Annotated in this window: 11 protein-coding genes and 3 pseudogenes; 9 read left to right on the top strand and 5 right to left on the bottom strand. The window is 65.7% G+C overall.

Annotation, left to right across the window (positions count from 1 at the left end):
* Positions 1 to 61: 61 nt before the first annotated feature.
* Together ACX80X_RS07700 and tgt are read left to right on the top strand one after the other, a co-directional pair.
* A complete protein-coding gene (locus ACX80X_RS07700; RefSeq protein ID WP_252599814.1) occupies positions 62 to 787 on the top strand; it encodes an SRPBCC family protein in 726 nt (241 codons plus the stop codon).
* Positions 788 to 820: 33 nt separating this feature from the next.
* Positions 821 to 2167: a tRNA guanosine(34) transglycosylase Tgt gene (tgt, locus tag ACX80X_RS07695; protein ID WP_374210013.1), complete on the top strand. Its 1347-nt coding sequence runs from the start codon at positions 821 to 823 to the stop codon at positions 2165 to 2167.
* A gap of 144 nt (positions 2168 to 2311) precedes the next feature.
* Here tgt and ACX80X_RS07690 read toward each other — a convergent pair.
* Positions 2312 to 3039: pseudogene (locus ACX80X_RS07690) on the bottom strand (queuosine precursor transporter).
* Between the two features lie 126 nt (positions 3040 to 3165).
* Between ACX80X_RS07690 and ACX80X_RS07685 the strand changes: the two are divergent.
* Positions 3166 to 3285, top strand: a pseudogene (locus ACX80X_RS07685) (bifunctional hydroxymethylpyrimidine kinase/phosphomethylpyrimidine kinase); the annotation flags it as partial.
* On the opposite strand, the pseudogene ACX80X_RS07680 reads toward ACX80X_RS07685, so the two are convergent.
* A pseudogene (locus ACX80X_RS07680) lies at positions 3276 to 3677 on the bottom strand (TetR/AcrR family transcriptional regulator); the annotation flags it as partial. The pseudogenes ACX80X_RS07685 and ACX80X_RS07680 sit on opposite strands and share 10 nt — an antisense overlap.
* Positions 3678 to 3907: 230 nt before the next feature.
* Here ACX80X_RS07680 and ACX80X_RS07675 point away from each other — a divergent pair.
* Entirely contained in the window at positions 3908 to 4069 is a 162-nt protein-coding gene (locus ACX80X_RS07675) for a hypothetical protein (RefSeq protein WP_252599818.1), read from the top strand.
* A 26-nt stretch (positions 4070 to 4095) separates the two neighbouring features.
* On the opposite strand, the gene ACX80X_RS07670 is transcribed toward ACX80X_RS07675, so the two are convergent.
* Positions 4096 to 5397, bottom strand: coding sequence for a serpin family protein (locus ACX80X_RS07670; RefSeq protein ID WP_459311660.1), 1302 nt, complete (start codon positions 5395 to 5397; stop codon positions 4096 to 4098).
* Positions 5398 to 5700: 303 nt separating this feature from the next.
* Complete coding sequence (locus ACX80X_RS07665; RefSeq protein WP_459311658.1) at positions 5701 to 7092, bottom strand: MFS transporter; 1392 nt, start codon at positions 7090 to 7092, stop codon at positions 5701 to 5703.
* Positions 7093 to 7343: 251 nt separating this feature from the next.
* Here ACX80X_RS07665 and ACX80X_RS07660 point away from each other — a divergent pair, with 251 nt between their 5' ends.
* From ACX80X_RS07660 to ACX80X_RS07650, 3 genes are read left to right on the top strand one after another with little or no spacing between them, the layout of a single operon-like run.
* Positions 7344 to 8012 (top strand): response regulator transcription factor, encoded by a 669-nt coding sequence (locus ACX80X_RS07660; protein WP_252610184.1) that lies wholly within the window; start codon positions 7344 to 7346, stop codon positions 8010 to 8012.
* Entirely contained in the window at positions 8009 to 9478 is a 1470-nt protein-coding gene (locus ACX80X_RS07655; protein WP_459311655.1) for a sensor histidine kinase, read from the top strand. Before ACX80X_RS07660 ends, ACX80X_RS07655 begins: the two co-directional genes overlap by 4 nt.
* A gap of 34 nt (positions 9479 to 9512) precedes the next feature.
* Positions 9513 to 10514: a TAXI family TRAP transporter solute-binding subunit gene (locus ACX80X_RS07650; protein WP_256471063.1), complete on the top strand. Its 1002-nt coding sequence runs from the start codon at positions 9513 to 9515 to the stop codon at positions 10512 to 10514.
* A 165-nt stretch (positions 10515 to 10679) separates the two neighbouring features.
* On the opposite strand, the gene ACX80X_RS07645 is transcribed toward ACX80X_RS07650, so the two are convergent.
* A complete protein-coding gene (locus ACX80X_RS07645) occupies positions 10680 to 12194 on the bottom strand; it encodes a helix-turn-helix domain-containing protein (RefSeq protein WP_459309973.1) in 1515 nt (504 codons plus the stop codon).
* A gap of 152 nt (positions 12195 to 12346) precedes the next feature.
* Between ACX80X_RS07645 and aceA the strand changes: the two genes are divergently transcribed.
* Both aceA and aceB read left to right on the top strand, forming a co-directional pair.
* Positions 12347 to 13663 carry an isocitrate lyase gene (gene aceA, locus ACX80X_RS07640; RefSeq protein ID WP_459311653.1) on the top strand — a complete coding sequence of 439 codons (1317 nt, stop codon included), beginning with the start codon at positions 12347 to 12349 and terminating at the stop codon, positions 13661 to 13663.
* Positions 13664 to 13755: 92 nt separating this feature from the next.
* Positions 13756 to 15408, top strand: a complete 1653-nt coding sequence (gene aceB, locus ACX80X_RS07635) for a malate synthase A (protein WP_459311651.1) — start codon at positions 13756 to 13758, stop codon at positions 15406 to 15408.
* Positions 15409 to 15472 lie beyond the last annotated feature (64 nt).

Raw genomic sequence — 15472 nt, 5'->3', positions numbered from 1 at the left:
GCCGTCGGGGTGGGGGAATTGCCCCCTACCCGGGGCTGCGCCCGCGTTGTAGATTCGGGCTATGACGAACAATCTGAGCGTGGTGATAAATGCTGATGCGCCGCAGGTCTGGACCATGCTGCGTGAACCAGCCAAAGTTGCCCAGTGGCACGGCTGGGAGGCTGACGAACTGGCCGATGAGATTGACGGGATCTACTTCAGCAGCAACGTGGTTGAAGCCCCGGACCACACCAGCCTAACCACCAATGGCGGCGACGTCTTCGACCTGAAACCGGTGTCCGCCGGGACGCTGGTCAGTGTCACGCGGGCAGCCCTGGACCACAACTCTGAGTGGGCGGCCTGGGACGAGGACATCACGCAAGGCTGGCTGACGTTCCTGCAGCAACTCCGCTTCGCGCTGGAACACCACCCGCACGGCAAGCGGCATACGATGTTCTTCGAATTTCCCGGCGAGCCGGCTTCCGCCATCGAGAAGCTGGGCTTGTCGGACGTGCCTGCGCCGGGTGAGACGTATGGGCTGACGCTGTCCACAGGGGAGGAAATCACCGGCAAGGTCTGGTTCCGCAGCAACCATCAGGTAGGGCTTACCGTCCACAGCTACGCGGAGCACGGCGACGGCTTGCTGATCGTGGCGGACCAGCCCGTCATTGAAGGCGTAAGGCCCCACGGCGGCGCCATGGTGATCGCCTCGACCTTCGATCTGGGTGCCCACAAAATGGAGTCCATCCATTCGCTCTGGGACAGTTGGCGGGCTGAGAACTACCCCACATCGGAAGCGGCAGGCTGAGGGATCGGCGGCGCTTGCTGGCACACTGGAACCGTGCCAGCCAACCCCGCCCCCGCGCCATCCGTCTCCGTATCGGCAGTCCCAGCTGATCCCGTAGCAGCGGCGGCCGGCTCGGCCGCTGCAGCCGACCAGTCGCAGTTCTCCTTCACCGTTGGCACCCGCCTGGCTGACAGCTGTGCGCCGTCGGCTGGGCAGGCAGCTGCCAACGGCGGAAAATTCCTGGGCCGCACGGGGACCGTCACCACGCCCCATGGCGAAATCCGCACCCCGGCGTTCATCGCCGTCGGGACCAAGGCGACGGTTAAGTCCGTCCTGCCGGAATCCATGGCAGACCTCGGTGCACAGGCGCTCCTTGCCAACGCCTACCACCTGTACCTCCAGCCGGGCGCGGACATCCTGGACGAGGCCGGCGGGCTGGGCGCGTTCATGAACTGGTCCGGGCCCACGTTCACGGACTCCGGCGGGTTCCAGGTGATGAGCCTGGGGTCCGGGTTCAAGAAGGTCATCGACATGAAGTCGGTGGACACCTCCGGACCGGACGACGCCGTGGCTCCGGGCAAGGAACGCCTGGCGCATATTGACGACGACGGCGTCTGGTTCAAATCGCATCTCAACGGCGACCGCCACCGTTTCTCCCCCGAAATTTCCATGCAGGTCCAGCACCAGATCGGCGCAGACATCATGTTCGCGTTCGATGAGCTGACCACGCTGCAGAACTCCCGCGGCTACCAGGAGGAATCGCTGGAGCGCACGCGGTTGTGGGCCCTGCGATGCCTGGAGGAGCATTTCCGGCTGACCACGTCCCGTGTGGGGAAGCCGTACCAGGCACTTTTCGGCGTGATCCAGGGTGCGCAGTACGAGGACCTGCGCCGGAAGGCCTGCCGGGACCTTGGCGCCATGGACTTCGACGGCTACGGCATCGGCGGGGCGCTGGAGAAGGAAAACCTGGGCACGATTGTGCGCTGGTGCAACGAGGAACTGCCGGAGGACAAGCCGCGGCACCTGCTGGGCATCTCCGAGCCGGACGACATCTTCACCGCGATCGAGAACGGCGCGGACACCTTCGACTGCGTCTCCCCCACGCGGGTGGCCCGCAACTCCGCGTTCTACACGCCAGCCGGCCGCTTCAACCTCTCCGGCGCCAAGTACAAGCGCGACTTCGGCCCGCTCCAGGACGGCTGCGACTGCTACGCCTGCGCCAACTACTCGCGGGCCTACATCCACCACCTGTTCAAGGCCAAGGAAATGCTCTCCGCCACCCTGATCTCCATCCACAACGAACGCTTTGTGGTGAAGATGGTGGACGACGCCCGGCTGGCCATCGAAGCCGGGACTTTCTTCGAGTTCAAGGCCGAGACCCTGGCGCAGTACTACCGCTAGCGCGTGTCACGGCTCGCTGCCCGCCCGCCTTCCCTGCGTCCCGCCGTCGTCCTCCACGCCGTTTCGATGGTTCCCTGCGCACTCGATGGCTGCGAACATCGTCTGCGCAGGGAACCGTCGAAATGGCGGCCCGGGGATGGCCGCTCAGACCCCGTAGCTCGGTTCGCGCTTCTTGATCCAGCCGATCACGAGGGACGTCACCGGCACAAACAGGAACTCCACGAGTGTCTTGTAAACAAAGCCCACCACCACGTAGTTCAGGAACGTGCCGAAGTCCGTGATGCCGATGACGGAGGCGGCGATGCTGCAGAAAATCAGGGTGTCCACGAACTCGCCCGCGCCTGAGGAACCCATCAGCCGCGCCCAGAGTGACTTCTCCCCGGAGCGGGCCTTCATCTTCACCAGGATCCACGAGTTAATGGTCTGGCCGGCCAGGAATGCCAACAGCGAGGCGAGCACAATCTGCGGCACCGGACCAAGGGCCCCCTCAAGGGCGGCCTGCTTGGACGTGCCGAACTCGTCATCGAAGCCGGGCAGGGCGATGATCACCCAGTAGCAAACAGAGGCGAAGACGGACAGTGCGAAGGTGGTGAAAATGGCCTTGCGCGCCACCTTGAAACCGTAGACCTCGCTGATGACGTCGCCCAGGATGTAGGCGAGCGGGAACAGGAAAAACCCGCCGTCCGTGATGATCGGACCGATCGCGACGCCCTTGGACGCCCCGATGTTGGACAGGATCAGCACCACGGCCATAAACGCCAGCATGATACCGAAGTAGGCGAACCGATTGATGCGAATCTCGGCGCCGTCCGGGCGGAGTCGGCGATGGGCTGGGCGTCACGGCCTGAGGGGGAAGACTTGGGGGATTCCATTCGTAGTGGTTCGCTCGGCGTACGGCTCGCGCAACGAAAGTTGCGCGGGACGCCGGCTGTATTAGCACTGTCACGACATTCTCCCACTGAACAATAGGGCCCGACGCCGGATGGCAGGATAGTGCCATGACTTTAGCTTCAGCTGCCCTCCAGTCCCCCGTTTCCGCTCCCGCCGTCGTCCTGACCATCGCGGGATCCGAAGCCACGGGTGGCGCCGGAGCCCAGGCCGACCTGAAGACCGTCCAGCCGTCGCAGAGGGTCACGATGGTGAGGACCAGGTCGGCCGCATCCGTGCGGTCGATTCCGGGTAGAACTGCCAGCATCTGGTCCACTTTTGTGGCGCAGTGGTCCGCGCGTGTGGCCCGGTCCACGGTATTCCTCCCGCGCTCCAGGCCTTCCCAGAACAGGAGCCGGGCCAGGGCGCCGTCGTTCGTGTGACGGTCAAAAAGCCTTCCGGCGTACTCTCCGATGGACGCCGCGCCATAACCTTCGATGGGGACCTCGGACATCACCCGCACCAGTTCAGCGGCAAGGACGGCGTCGAACAGCTCGTCCTTCTTGCCGAAGTACTGGTAGATGCGTTCCTTGTTCACGCCCGCCGCGGCAGCAATGCGGTCCACGCGCGCCCCCGCAAGGCCCTTGTCACTGAACTACTCGGTGGCGGCGGTCAGCAGCAGTGCTTTGGTGCGGTCAGTATTCCAGGCCATGTCGCGAACAGCACCCTCAGCCCCACAGCAACTGCTCCCGCGTCAGCCGCCCCTGCTCAGGCTCCGGTCACTGCTCACGGACCGGTGCCGCCTGCACCCTCCATCCACGTCCGCGCGCCGCCATCACGTGGCTGGCCATCTTTCCGCTGGTGGCCGTGGGCATGATGCTTGTGGCACCCCTGACCGAGGGCTGGCACACGGTGCTCCGTGCCCTGGTTCTAACGCTCGTGGTGGTTCCGGTTGCTGTCTACCTCGTGGTGCCGCGGCTCTTTGCCGGGTACGGCGCCCTGCTGCGAAGCCGCAATTCCCGCAAGACCAGTTAGTTAGGCTCAGCCCGGGGAGGCCACGGTCACGAGCGCGGGTCGGCCACCGTTCCCATAAACAGCGGCAGGCCGGTTTCCACATGGACGATCTGGTAGTGGAATGGCCGGTCGAAGCTGATGGACCGCTCAGGCTGCGGCGGAGCGCTGGTGACAGCTCCGTTGATCTGGGTCACCGCGGCTGCGATGGTGCCCTTTTCGGCGACCGTGATGTTGGCAGCCTGCGCGGCCTGGGTGATCGCCATCTTGGGCTGGATGTTGTTGAAATCCTCCGTGGTGTCGAGCGTCGTCTGGAGCCCCAGTGACTCAAACACCTTCCGCAGGTCAAAGCTGCACTTGTGGTCCCAACGTGGCAACTGGATCTGCACCGTCTCCAGCGCTGCAGTGTCGAAGGCGTCCGCGATTTCCGCTAGCGTTTCCGCACCGAAGGCAGCCGAGGCGGGGCGGGACTCGGCCCCGGCGTCCGCGTCGGATCCGGCCCCCGGCAGGACCAACCGCATAACGAAACCATCGGCGTAGGGAAGGTCCACGCCCTGCCAGCCTGCACCTTCCGCGTACTTCATCTCCGCCTCGTTGTGCATGGCAGGCGCATCGATTTCCTCGCCGGCAGCTGTTGTGAAGGGGAGGTCCGAGGTGGCATTCGGGTCAAACGGCGCGCTCCAGGCGGAGGCAAAATACAGGGAATTGAGGAGGCTGAAGGTGTTCCGGCGGTCGTACTCTGCCGGGGCTTCCTTGATCCGGCCGCCCGTGTTCCTGTTGACCCACGCATCGATGGCGGGCTTCGTGGCACCCTCATCGCTGAAGGCCACGGGATACACGCCCGTTCCGTAGTGCCGGGCCAGCGTTTCCAGGAAGGACTCGCCGGTGGGCACACCCTTGTCCACGAACAGCCCGTTGGCGGCATGCATGACCGGTTTCCGCAGCGGGTTGTCCTCATCCACTGCGCCGGGGTCGCCGTCGAACTTCGCAAGTAAGCTGAGGACCGCGTTCATGGCCTCGTCGCGATTCTCTGCGGGGAGTCCCAGGACGCTGTCCATCTCCGCCGCGGTCTCGCCCGACGCGCCGGAGCGAAGCATCGCGAGGGCAATCAGCAGGCTCCCGGGCGAGGACACGACGTTCCCGTTGGCGCCGTCGCCGCCGTCCGCCAGCAGCGCCTCGCCAAGGCCCAGGGCGGAAGCCCGGAAGGAGCGCAGTTCAGCGGCATAAGCGGCGCGGTCCACCGAAATCCGCTCCACGCCGTCGGCCGTCAGGAGCTCCGGAGGCGCAGGGGCCGGGGCTGCCAGTCCCAGCACCGCACCCAACGCCACCGCCCGCTGAAAACGAAACACCACTGTCGCCTCCCCCGGCACACAAGGGCGGGAATCCGCCTGCTCCCAGTGAACCAGCGACGGCGGCGCGAGACGATGCCTGAACGGTCACGCTTTGCACTCATTTTGGTCTCATCCAAACGCTCTCTCACTTAACGCAAGAAAACCCGGGACGCTCTCTCACTTTCCTCAAGAAAGTGAGAGAGCGCCCCGGGATTTGCCGCATTATCTGAGAGAGCGTCCAGGGTGCGGGGGCGGCGCGGGTGGTGGGCGTACGACGGCGGGTGGCCACCCGCCGTCGTACGCCCACCGGAGCTGCCCACAGCGCTAGGCGTTGATGAGGTCCTTGTCCTTGTCCTCGTCCTTTGCCGGGCGGTTCCAGGCATCGCCCTGTTCGCGGTCCAGGTGCGTGGTTTTCTTGTTCTTCAGGGCGAAGATGTAGACCAGCAGTGAGATGGCAATGGCCACGGTAACGTAGGTGAAGAACAGGTCCACGCGCTGGGCCTTCTGGAACGCCGCACCAAGCAGCGGGACGGTGCCGCCGAAGAGTGAGTTCGCGATCGCGTAGCCCAGGCCAACGCCGAGGGCGCGGATGGAGGCCGGGAACAGCTCGGCCTTCACGAGGGCGTTGATCGAGGTGTAGCCGCCGACGATCAGCAGGCCGCCCAGCATCAGCAGGAATGCCGTGAACGGGTCCTTGGTGTTGGACAGCGTGGAGAGCAGCGGCCAGGTGAACAACACACCCGCGATGCCGAACCAAAGCAGCAGCGGCCGGCGCCCGACCTTGTCCGAGATGATCCCGTAGACCGGCTGGAGCAGCATGAAGATGAACAGCGCCCAGAAGTTGATCACGGAGGTGTCGGTCTTGGCGATCCCGGAGGTATCGTTCATGAACTTCAGAATGAAGTTGGTGTATGTGTAGAACGCCACGGTGCCGCCGAGGGTGACGCCGATGCAGATCAGCAGCGGCTTCCAGTGCTGGGTGAACAGCAACTTCATGGTGCCCGGTTGGGCAACGCCGGCCACGGCCGGAACCTTGGCGGCCTCGACCTGCTCGGCGGACACGGTTTCTTCCATCGAGCGCCGCAGCCACAGGACCACGAGCGCGGCGACGCCGCCGATCGCGAAGGGGATGCGCCAGCCCCACTCAGTCAGGGCGCCCTTGTCCATGGTGTTCTGCAGGATGACGAGCACCAGCAGGGCCAGCATCTGGCCGCCGATCAGCGTGACGTATTGGAAGCTTGAGAAGAAGCCGCGGCGTTTGGATGTGGCGGCCTCGGACATGTAGGTGGCGCTGGTGCCGTATTCGCCGCCCACGGAGAAGCCCTGGACCAGCCGCACAAGGATCAGCAGAATCAGCGCCCAGACGCCTATCTGCTGGGTCGTCGGCAGGATGGCGATGGCGAAGGAACCGGCGGACATGATCGTTACGCTGAGCGTCAGGGCCGCCTTGCGGCCCTTGCGGTCGGCATAGCGGCCGAAGAACCAGGCACCCACCGGACGCATCAGGAACGACGTCGAGAAGACGGCCATGGCCTCGAGCCCGGCCTGCAGGTCGTCTTGGGAATTGAAGAAGTGCGACTGGAAGTACGCCGCGAAGACTGTGTAAACGTAGAGGTCGTACCACTCCACGAGGTTGCCCGCTGAACCCTTGAGGATGTTGCTCACGGCCCGGCGGGTCTGTGCTGCCTCGCTCTGGACTGCGTGCTGGGCGCTCATCGTTGAACCTCCCCGGACTGCGGCGCTGTTCTTACTTTCGTGCTGTCCATAGCTACGTTGCCCATGGTTCCTCCTCGACGTTGACGGGCCCCCCTCAAACGCCGAGGGCCTCATCCAAGTTATGCGTGATGCAAGGCACATCCAACGTGGGAGGGCATTTCCTAACACTTCCTTAGGTTTCGGCGGGCGACGGGGTAATCTCCAAAGCGGGCAGTTTGCGTTGCCCGCTCAGCGAATAAGGGAACCAGGCCATGGAGTTGCTCATCGTCGAGGACGACGACGCCATGGCGTCCGCCCTCGCCGCCGCCGTCGCGACCGCGGGGCACAACCCCACCCGGGTTGCCCGCGGAGCAGACGCCCTGCTGGTCCACCGGAAGTTCGAAGTGATCCTGCTGGACCTCGGCCTTCCCGATATGGACGGGCTGGAGGTGCTGCGGAAACTGCGCCAGGTCACGCCGGTGCCCATCCTGATTCTCACCGCGCGCGACGACGAACGCAGTGTGGTGCTCGGCCTGCGGTCCGGAGCGGACGACTACCTCGTCAAGCCAGTAAAGCTCGTGGAACTTCTCGCCCGCATCGAAGCCGTCACGCGGCGTGCCGGCCGCTATCGCGGTACGCGGCAGCAGAGTGTGGTGCTGGGTGATCTTGAGATCGACCTCGAGCGGCGCGTGGCGGCCCTCCGTTCCGAGGTGCTCCCGCTGACGGCCACCGAGTTTGACCTGCTGGCCCTGTTGGCCAGCCACGCCGGTTCGGTGGTCACCCGTGAACAGATCCTGGACGCGCTGTGGGGCGACGCCTTCGTGGCCTCGTCCCGGTCCCTTGACGTGCACCTGACGGGGCTGCGGGCCAAGCTCCAGTTACCGGGCTTCATCATCAACGTCCGCGGCGTCGGCTACCGGGTCGAGGCGGACCCGGCGTGAAACTGCGCGTCCTGGGCATCCTGAGTGTCCTGGCGTTGCTCATTGTCATCATCACCTCCAACGCCATCCTGACGTCCGCCGGCCGCGAACTGACCCAGGAACTCCAGATCAACCGTGCCGCTTCCCTCAACCGCCTGGCACAGGTGGCGTTCGACGCAGCTTCCGCCGGCGAAACCGCTCAATTGCAAACGGAGATGGACCGGTATTCCGAGCTCTACGGCGAAGGAGTCCTGATCCGTCTCCAGCAGGGAACCCTGCGCTCCGGTGGCCTGAGCGAGGACCGGCCGGACGTCCGGGACGCGGTGGCCAGGGCGAACCTGAACCTTAGCGACACCACGCTCAGCCCGCTGCAGCCGTTCGGGCCTTCCTCCGAGGTGATCTCCCGCTCCTTCGGCAGCGCGAGCCAGGTCCTGGGCGAGGCGGTCCTCGAGGTCAAACTGGACGCGGCCCGGCAGAAACTTCGGGAGCGGTGGCTCATCGTCGCAGTGGCAGCGGCGGTCCTGGCTGCGGTGCTACTGCTTGGTGCGGCCCGCGTGACCGAGTGGGTGCTGCGCCCCGTGCATCGGCTGAACGCCGCCGTCACGGAACTTGAGGCAACGGGCCGGACCGGACAGCTTCCGGAGGCCGGGCCGCCGGAACTGCGGGAACTGAGCCGTTCATTCACCACCATGGCGCAGACCGTCAGCCACAGCCTCGATTCGCAGCGGCAACTGATAGCTGACACGTCGCACGAGCTACGCAATCCCGTGGGGGCGCTGCGGCTCAGGATCGATTTGCTGCAGCTGGAACTGAAGACCGCCCGGGAGCACGACGCCGCCGCAGGGGTGCTGGCCGAGCTCGAACGTGTGGAGGAGATCCTGGACGGCGTTTTGCGGCTGGCGTCCGCCGAGCACCGGGCCTCCGAGGACTCCGCACGGGGCCCGCTGGGAACCCCGTCGCCCGCGGCACAGGCGCCGCTTGATCCGTACCCGGTCCTGCAGGAAGAAACCGAACGGGCGGGCCCCGCCGCCCAGCGCGGCGGAGCATCGATCCTGCTGGCAGATCCGCCGGCCCCCGCCGTGCACATCGCGTGCAGCGCCGCAGAGCTGGCCCAGATGGTCGGCGAACTTCTGAACAACGCCATCAAGTACGCTCCCGGCGCCCACATCTCGGTTGCTGCCCGCGAGCGCCAAGACACGGTGGCCATCGAAGTGTCCGACGACGGCCCCGGGCTTTCCGCCGACGAACGGACAGCGGCCACCAGCCGCTTCTGGCGGTCCCCGGCGCACCGGAGCATCCGCGGCACCGGGCTGGGCATGACCATCGTGGACAAGCTGGCAGCCGCCAACGGTGGCCTGCTGGTGCTTGCCGAGGCCTCGCCGCATGGCCTGATCGCGCGCCTCGAGTTTCCGTGGGCCGCGGAGCTGCCGGGAAGTTTTGCCGGGCCGGAACAGACCGGGCCGGAGCAGGCGGCTCCGCGTGGGTGACCTGTTCGGGGGGCGCCTGGCCGGAGCGCGAGCCTTGCCCACGAGTCCCCCGCTTCCCCCTGATCCCCCGCGGCGAACCGTCCTCAAGGCCGGACTCGCGGCCGGTTTATCCGGGCTGCTCCTGCCGGGCCTGGGTGCGTGCACGCCGACGGACCGCCCGGCCACCGTCACCGTGGCCGGCGGCGAGCCTGGCGGCTTCTACCTGGAGTTCGCCGAGCTGCTGGCGGCATCCCTCCAACGTCACGGGGTGGCCGGCTTGGCCACGGCGCTGACTACCGGCGGCAGCCTGGACAACCTCGAACATCTGCTGACCGGCAAAGCCACGTTCGCCGTCGCGCTCGCGGATTCGGCTGCCCGAAGCACAGCGGTGGGTGAGTCGCCCGCCGTCGGACTTTCCGCCGTCGGAAAGGTGTATGAAAATTACGTCCACTGCGTCATCCGGCACAACAGCGGGATCCGGGACATTAGCGGGCTTGCCGGCCGGACCGTGGCTGTCGGCGAGCCCGGCTCGGGGACGTCGCTGACCACTCCGCGGCTGCTCGAGGCTGCCGGGCTGAGCAGCACTGCGGGCACCGCCGGCGGCGTCACGGTGCTGAGCCTCGGCCTCAACGAGGGCCTCGCGGCACTGCGGGACGGAACGGTCGACGCGTTGTTCTGGTCAGGCGGCGTGCCTACCGCGGCCATTGCCGCCGCGAACGACGACGTCGGGCTGGGTTTCCTCGATCTGTCGCCGCTGCTGCCGGCACTGCGGGCGAAATACGGCGTCTTCTACGACCGGGTGCTGATCCCGGCGGGCGCCTACGCGGGCATTCCGGCCGTGTGGACCGTGGGCGTGGCGAACCTGCTGCTGTGCCGGAGCGATCTTGATGACCGTACCGTCAAGCGGACCGTCGAATTGCTGGTGGGCCACGCCGAGGAACTGATTCCGCGTTCCAGCCTGGGGGTCCAGTTCCTGAGTCCGGAATCCTTGATCAACACCGCGGGTTTGCCCCTGCACCCCGGCGCCGTTGCGGCGTACCGGGAGCTCCACGGGTAGGTGGGGCGAATCGGGTGGCACGTTGGCTGGCTGCCGCGTCACGCACAGCACGCTTTCAGCGGGCTTCGTCCACCAAAAGGGCCTGCAAACCGAGGATTTCAGGGGATTTCCAGCCGAAAGCTGCCCGGGACTGAACCATAAGCATGCTCTGCGTGACGCCCGCGGTCAGCTCCGCGAGTGCGCAGCCAGGAACGAGTAGACCTCGGTCTCGTCCACGCCGGGGAACGCGCCGGGCGGCATCGCGGCCAGCAGGTGCGTGTTGGCGCGAGCCGCCGGCCAGGCGTTTCCGGCCCACTCGGAGGCCAGCGCTGCCGGGGGCCGCTTGCAGCAGTTCGGGTCGGGGCATGTGGACTTTTCGCGCGCCGTGGTTTCCCGGCCGCGGAACCACTTCACGTGCTGGTACGGCACCCCGATGCTCAGGGAGAACTCGCCGCTGGCCGATCGCTCCGTCCGGGCCGTGCACCAATATGTGCCGGACGGAGTATCCGTGTACTGGCTGTACGCGCTGAACTTGTCCGGCACATCAAACACCGCCCGCGACGTCCACGCCTTGCATGACGGCTGGCCCTCGATGGCGCCGGTGTGGTCCATCGGGAACGTCACGCCGTCGTTCTCGTAGGCCTTGTAGATGATGCCGCTCTTGTGGGTCTTCTGGAAGTGGGTGGTGATGCCCAGGTGCTTCGTGGCCAGGTTGGTGAAGCGGTGCGCGGCGGTCTCGTAGGAGACGGCAAAGGCGTCACGGATGTCCTCAACCGCGATTTCCTTGGCAGCCTTGGCCTTCTGCAGGAAGTCCACGGTGGCCTGCTCGGGCAGCAGGAGCGCGGCCGCGAAGTAGTTCGTGGCCACCCGCTGGCCGAGGAAGTCGCCGTAGTTTTTCGGCGTCTCGTGCCCCAGGACGTAGTGCCCCAGCGCCTGCAATAGCACCGAGCGGGGGTCGTGGTCCTGCCGCTGGCTCTGCGTCAGGTAAATTCTGTGATTCTTCAAATCCGTCACTGAACGGGTGGAATGCGGCAGGTCGCTCACGTGATGGAGGGTGAATCCGAGCTTCTCGGCGATGTCGGCGATGACGTGCTGACTCAGCGGCCCGGCCGTGTAACCCACCAGCCCCAGGACCTTCTGCGCCTCGGCCTCATACTCCGGGAAGTAGTTGCCGCGCTCACGCATCATGGCACGCAGTTCACCGTTCGCGCGGCGGGCTTCCTCCGGCGTCGCCACTTGCTCGTTCAGCTTGCGTTCGAGCTCATGCAGCAGCCCCACCTGCGCCTCCAACACATCGACCGGAAGCCGCGAGCTGATGCGGATTTTGGGCAGATTAAGAGACTCGTACAGGGGCCCGCGCTGGTAGCGTTCCAGCTCAATTTCCAGGGCCGCGCGGCGGCTCGGCGGCTCGGCGCCAAGCAACTGGTCGATGCTCACGTTCAGGGCTGCGGCCAGCCCCTGCAGTAGGGAAAGTTTGGGCTCCCGCTTGCCGTTTTCAATCAGGCTCAACTGGCTGGGGGCGGTCCCGACGGCGGCGCCCAAGTCATCGAGTGTGTACCCGGCCTGCTTGCGCAGATGCCGCACGCGGCGGCCCAGGCTGATGACGTCCAGTTCCGGGGAGGCGGCGGACGACGGTGGCAGTACAACTTCGCGGTTCCAGCTTCCAGGCGTCATTTCTTGAGCATACGCGAAGAAATGCATTTCTTTCCATGGTTTTCCCCTAGAGAAGTGTTGTGAAGTGCTGAAAAGTAGTAATCACGGAAAGAAACACCGCACCGGGAAGCTGGCCGGAGCTGCAAGGAAGCAGCTTCGGCCGGCAGATAACCACCCGGAGCTCAATCAAGGAGACAACGATGACTGCAGCATTTGAGCCCACCCAGCAGACGCCCGAACAGCAGGCCACCGCCCTGGAGCTTGAGTGGGCCGCAAACCCCCGCTGGGAAGGTGTGACCCGTGACTACAAGGCCTCGGACGTCGTCAAGCTCCGCGGCCGCGTCTCCGAAGAGCACACGCTGGCCCGCCGCGGATCCGAGAAGCTGTGGAAGCAGCTCACCGAAGAGCACAAGACCGGCGGGTACACCAACGCCCTGGGCGCCCTGACCGGCAACCAGGCCGTGCAGCAGGTCAAGGCCGGCCTCCGCGCCATCTACCTCTCCGGCTGGCAGGTTGCCGCCGACGCCAACAACTCCGGCCACACCTACCCGGACCAGTCCCTCTACCCGGCCAACTCGGTTCCAACAGTGGTGCGCCGCATCAACAACGCACTCCTCCGCGCCGACCAGATTGAATTCTCCGAAGGCATCCAGACCGTTGAGGACTGGATGGTACCGATCGTTGCCGACGCCGAGGCCGGCTTCGGCGGCCCGCTGAACGCCTACGAGCTCATGAAATCCATGATCCAGGCCGGCGCGTCAGGTGTGCACTGGGAAGACCAGCTCGCCTCGGAGAAGAAGTGCGGCCACCTCGGCGGCAAGGTCCTCATCCCCACCCAGCAGCACGTCCGCACACTGAACGCGGCCCGCCTGGCGGCCGACGTCGCCGGCACCCCCTCGGTGGTCATCGCCCGCACCGACGCCGAGGCAGCCACCCTGATCACCTCCGACGTCGATCCCCGCGACCAGGAATTCGTCACCGGCGAGCGCACCCCGGAGGGCTTCTACAAGGTCCGCAACGGCATCGAACCCTGCATCGCCCGTGCCAAGGCCTACGCCCCGTACTCTGACCTCATCTGGATGGAGACGGGCACCCCGGACCTGGAGCTGGCACGCAAGTTCGCCGAGGCCGTCAAGGCTGACTTCCCGGACCAGATGCTCTCCTACAACTGCTCGCCGTCGTTCAACTGGCGCAAGCACCTGGACGACGCCACGATCGCGAAGTTCCAGCGTGAACTCGGCGCCATGGGCTTCACGTTCCAGTTCATCACCCTGGCCGGTTTCCACGCCCTGAACTACTCGATGTTCGATCTCGCCCACGGTTACGCCCGTGAAGGCATGAGCGCCTACGTCGAGCTGCAGGAGAAGGAATTCGCCTCCGAGTCCCGCGGCTACACCGCGACCAAGCACCAGCGCGAAGTCGGCACCGGCTACTTCGACGACATTGCAACTGCGCTCAACCCGAACGCATCAACCCTGGCACTGGTGGGATCCACCGAAGAAGGCCAATTCCACTAATTTTCCCCAAGTAAGTAGCACTAAGTGTCGTTTTGGAGGCTCAAAACGACACTTACTGCTACCCAGTTTGGGCACAGCTCCAGGAGATTGAAATGAACACCTTCACTGACAGCTTCACCATCAACGGGATCACTTTGGCCGCGCAGCCCATTTGCCGGCAGGACGAGGTTCTTACTCCGGATGCACTGGAGTTTGTCGCCAAGCTGCACCGGGCCACGGCCGAGCGCCGGCAGGAACTGCTGCAGGCACGCAGGACCCGCCGGGCGGACATCGCCGGCGGCCAGGATCCGAGGTTCCTCCGCGAAACCGAGGACATCCGCAACGACCCGTCGTGGCGCGTCGCTCCCCCGGCCCCGGGCCTGGAGGACCGCCGGGTGGAGATCACCGGACCGGTGGACAAGAAAATGACCATCAACGCGCTGAACTCCGGCGCGAAGGTATGGCTCGCTGACATGGAGGACTCCTCCACCCCCACGTGGCGGAACGTCATCAAGGGCCAGCTGAACCTCACCGATGCGCTGGAACGCCGGATCGATTTCACCTCTCCTGAGGGCAAGGAATACAAGCTCCGCCCGGCCGGGGAACTGCCCACCATCGTGGTCCGCCCCCGCGGCTGGCACCTGCCCGAAAAGCACATGCTCATCGACGGCGCCCCGGTGGCCGGCGGCATCGTGGACTTCGGCCTGTTCTTCTTCCACAACGCCCGCCGCCTCCTGGCCCAGGGCAAGGGCCCGTACTTCTACCTGCCCAAGATCGAGAACCACCTCGAGGCACGGCTGTGGAATGACATCTTCGTCCTCGCCCAGGACCTGCTCGGCATCCCGCAGGGCACCATCCGCGCCACCGTGCTGATCGAGACCATCACCGCCGCGTTCGAAATGGAGGAGATCCTCTACGAACTGCGCGATCACGCGTCAGGCCTGAACGCCGGCCGTTGGGACTACATCTTCTCCCTGATCAAGAACTTCCGTACCCGCGGCCCCCGGTTCGTCCTGCCGGACCGTGCCCAGGTGACCATGACCCAGCCGTTCATGCGCGCCTACACCGAACAGCTGGTCCGTGCCTGCCACAAGCGCGGCGCCATGGCCATCGGCGGCATGGCCGCCGCCGTCCCCAACCGCAAGGACGAAGCCGCCAACACCAACGCATTCGAGAAGGTCCGTGCCGACAAGACCCGCGAGGCCAACGACGGCTTCGACGGCTCCTGGGTGGCCCACCCGGACCTCGTGCCCGTCTGCCGCGAAGTGTTCGACGCCACCCTCGGCAAGCGTCCCAACCAGCTGGACCGCACCCGCGAAGACGTCATCCCCGATGACCGCGCCCTCATCAACGTGGCCACCACGACAGGCACCATCACCGAGCAGGGCATCCGGAACAACATCGAGGTAGGCATCCGCTACATCGAGTCCTGGCTCCGCGGGAACGGCGCCGTCGCCATCCACAACCTCATGGAAGACGCCGCCACCGCGGAAATCTCCCGCTCCCAGATCTGGCAGTGGATGTTCGCCAGCGCCATCACCGACCGTGGAGAAATCATCACCCACCAGTGGATCGAGGAACTGCTCGACGAAGAGTTCGCACGCCTGGAACGCTTCGACGGCGACCGCTTCGAAGACTCCCGCGACATCTTCGAGGAAGTCACCCTCGGCCAGGACTTCCCGTCCTTCCTGACCCTCCCCGCCTACGCCAGCTACCTCACCGAGGCCCGCGAAAAGGCAACCAAAGAGGAACTCGCCGCGGCCTAGGGCTGCAGCAAGCCCACTGAATAGATTTCCGTCCGCCGGGCAGGCATGCCCTTCGCAACAGGCA

It is taken from the genome of Pseudarthrobacter sp. MDT3-1 (genome assembly GCF_054510755.1).
This window is presented reverse-complemented; position numbering and strand designations above follow the sequence as displayed.

What these genes read in the sequence shown, in the direction of transcription:
- ACX80X_RS07700 (WP_252599814.1), top strand. Translation starts at nt 62, where the DNA reads ATGACGAACAATCTGAGCGTGGTGATAAATGCTGATGCGCCGCAGGTC.
- ACX80X_RS07675 (WP_252599818.1), top strand. Translation starts at nt 3,908, where the DNA reads ATGATGCTTGTGGCACCCCTGACCGAGGGCTGGCACACGGTGCTCCGT.
- ACX80X_RS07665 (WP_459311658.1), bottom strand. Translation starts at nt 7,092, where the DNA reads ATGAGCGCCCAGCACGCAGTCCAGAGCGAGGCAGCACAGACCCGCCGG.
- ACX80X_RS07660 (WP_252610184.1), top strand. Translation starts at nt 7,344, where the DNA reads ATGGAGTTGCTCATCGTCGAGGACGACGACGCCATGGCGTCCGCCCTC.
- ACX80X_RS07645 (WP_459309973.1), bottom strand. Translation starts at nt 12,194, where the DNA reads ATGCATTTCTTCGCGTATGCTCAAGAAATGACGCCTGGAAGCTGGAAC.
- aceA (WP_459311653.1), top strand. Translation starts at nt 12,347, where the DNA reads ATGACTGCAGCATTTGAGCCCACCCAGCAGACGCCCGAACAGCAGGCC.
- aceB (WP_459311651.1), top strand. Translation starts at nt 13,756, where the DNA reads ATGAACACCTTCACTGACAGCTTCACCATCAACGGGATCACTTTGGCC.